This is a genomic window from Youngiibacter fragilis 232.1, assembly GCF_000495435.3.
GTDB lineage: Bacteria > Bacillota > Clostridia > Clostridiales > Clostridiaceae > Youngiibacter > Youngiibacter fragilis.
In genome coordinates, this window is the sequence record NZ_AXUN02000012.1 from 1 (window position 1) to 2962 (window position 2962).

Below are 2962 nucleotides of genomic sequence, written 5' to 3' on the forward strand. Positions count from 1 at the left end.
TAATTTTTCGGGGATTTAGGTTAAAAACAATCTGTACATTATCTCCTACAGCAAGGTTCAAAAGCTTAAAGAATGAGATGTCATAGGATGAAGCATTCTCCCTGGAATCATGGGATACCGCTACGTTGGTTACATTCTTTGAATCCATCACCGGGATATAGTCAGTGCTTCCCCTATGACTTCGAATGTTGATGTTGTAACCATTGTACTCAATCTCGCCACCAAGGATGGCAATGTACTGCATAAGGGCTGCCCTCCTTGATACTTCTTGATTGATCTTCATGGTGACGCTCTTTGTGAAATCTACAATCCCCGCATTAAATGGTGTACCTGAAAGAACCTGGGCAAGCCCTGCAACCGGATCTCCAGTGAAATCAAACTCCGTAATGTTATACATCTCGTGGTTCAGGATATAAGAGACGTGCTCGCAGATCACTGAGCAGATAGGAAGGCTGCCCTGAAGGCTCTTTGATATCTGTACTATTTCAAAATACTGATCATCAAGCTTTGCGATCTGTTTAACCTTAAGTGCCAGTGCTGATTTTGCAAGCACCGTGAATGAAAGGGTATATTCTCCTTCCAGTGTTTCTCTGACATTAGCACTCATAACTTTTTTGATGCTTTGAAGTAAAGTACTACCCGCATAGATTTCAATCAAGGCTCATCCCTCCTCTCAGTTTTATGATCCAGCCACTCCAAGGTTTCTGACGGTGACCGTATTTTGATTCCACTGTAGCTGGGCTATGACACGGGTTAATATGTTCCCATCGATGGTAAGTGGGATAGTCACATCAAAGACTGCACCTTCTGAGCCTCCCAAACTTCCAGAAACTTGAGAGTTCAGATCCAAATCAAAGTCTGTAGGGATAGCTCCCTGAATGTCTTTTTCAACCCCGCTCATGGCCTCAGTGAAACCTTCTCCGATACCTTCACTCATATTCGCACCAATCCCTGCGAACACTTTAGAAGGGGAGCGAATTCCAAGAACGCCTTTAACCCCTTTAACAATGCAACTAACCATGCTGTCGACTTTTCCTTTCAACCACCCTATCATGGATGAAATACCATCCCATAGACCTCTTGCGATATTTCGTCCCACATCCATCATGGATGGGATAGCCCTCCCCAGGCCTGTCACGATGGCAGTGATTATTTGTGGGAGCTGACCGACAAGCTGCGGAATGGCTCTGATCAGTCCTGCTGCCAGTTGAATGGTCAGTTGTAAACCCATCTCAATGATCTTAGGTAGATTATTTGTGATGAAGGCAATAATACTATTGATGATTTGGGGCAGAACATCTATTAGCTTCGGCAGTGAATTAAGTAGACCTTGAGCGAGTCCGCTTATGATCTGAAAGGCTGCATCCAGTACCAAATCCAGATTATTGATCAGCGTCTGGGCAATAAGAATAACTGCTTCAACAATGGATGGAATCAGCTCCGGTAGCGCTTCACCAAGCCCCGTAGCAAGGGTAACAATCATTACAAGGGCTGCTTCTACAAGTGCTGGTAGATTAGCTATAATGCCATCAACTAAAGTCAGTACCAGTTGAAGTGCCCCCTCTGTAATCTGTGGTAGGGCTTCAATGAGTCCACCAACAATAGTCATGATAATATTTGTGGCGGCTTCAATGAGAGTTGGTAAGTTATCTAAAATACCACTTACAAGAGCGAGAACTAAATCCGGTGCCACCTCAGCAATGGCAGCTATGAGTCCAGTCACCACATCTAAAATCTGTGGAAGGATAACTGCAATCTGATCTACTGTTTGTCTGGCCCCTTCTTTTAACTGTTCTGCTGCTCCCTCTTGGCCGGTGATTAGTCCTGTTAGTCCATCTAACACCATGGTGAAACCAGGTAGGAGCTGTGAGGTGATATTGTTTTTCACCCCTGCAAAGGAGCGAGTGAGATTGTCCATGGCATCGGTGTAATTAACAGCCGCATCTATAGATTCATCACTCATCACCAGGCCCAGTTCACTGGCTTTATTCTTTAGAGCATCCGTGCTTTCTGCCGTTTGGTTTAAGAGCGCTCCAAGTTCAACGGAAGACGTGCCGAGAAGGTCATTTGCAATAGCTGCTTTTTCTCCTTCATCTGCAATACCCTGTAGTCCTTTAACGGTCATCTCAAAGACTTCTTCTCGGGATTTGCCTTTAAGGTCCTCCATGGAAATGCCCAGTCTCTTGAACTTCTCTGTTGCAGAAGCACTTCCACTCACGGCATCATCCACAGTGTTATTCAGCTTTTTCATCCCGTTTTCTAAAGATGAAATGCTGGCCCCGTTTTGTGAGAGTACATACTCCCATTCCTGATAGCCTTGTCTCGAAAGTCCAATTCTCTGACTGGCTTTATCCACTTCATCTCCTGCAGCGGCTGCATCATTTGCCATGTCATATAATTTTTTCCTGCGCCGACTGCCGCAGTACCTATGGCTGCCATGGCCACACCAATACCGGCGGCTACACCTTTCATGACAGATCCTAATTTTTCAAATTTTCCACCGGAATCATCTGCTACCTTAGCAGACTCTTTTATCTCATCTCCAAACTTGTCGGCTTCTTTACCTGCATCTCCGAATCCATCACTGGCTTCATCAAGAGCTTTATTGTTTTCATCAAGCTCTCGCTCCATCTTATTAAGATCTGCATTGGCGTTGTTCAGTTGAATCTGCCAGGCCTTGGTTCTCTTATCATTCTCACCAAAGGATTCGGCGGCATTCTTAAGGGCAGATTCCAGGGTGCCGATTTTGTTTTTCTGGGCATCGATTTCTTTATTCAGGACTTCATTTCTTGCCGTCACTGCCTGCAACGATTTATCCTGTTTATCAAACTGGGATGTGACCAGTTTCATCTCAGAGCCTAGCACTTTGAAATCTCTGTTGATTTCCCGAAGTGCGTTCTTGAATTCCTTTTCCCCTTCAACGCCAATCTTCAGTCCAAAATTATCATATCCCATATGTGTA

Annotated in this window: 2 protein-coding genes and 1 pseudogene; all 3 read right to left on the reverse strand. The window is 44.7% G+C overall.

Going from position 1 to position 2962, the window contains the following annotated elements; genetic code table 11:
• Window positions 1-658: phage tail protein (locus T472_RS00805; protein ID WP_040906206.1), on the reverse strand; the 658-nt coding region annotated here is incomplete at its 3' end.
• 21 nt (window positions 659-679) lie between these two features.
• Entirely contained in the window at window positions 680-2389 is a 1710-nt protein-coding gene (locus T472_RS00810; RefSeq protein WP_160319106.1) for a phage tail protein, read from the reverse strand.
• Between the two features lie 11 nt (window positions 2390-2400).
• Window positions 2401-2955 (reverse strand): annotated as a pseudogene (locus tag T472_RS20710) (phage tail protein); the annotation flags it as partial.
• Window positions 2956-2962 lie beyond the last annotated feature (7 nt).

What these genes read in the sequence shown, in the direction of transcription:
- T472_RS00810 (WP_160319106.1), bottom strand. Translation starts at nt 2,389, where the DNA reads ATGGCAAATGATGCAGCCGCTGCAGGAGATGAAGTGGATAAAGCCAGT.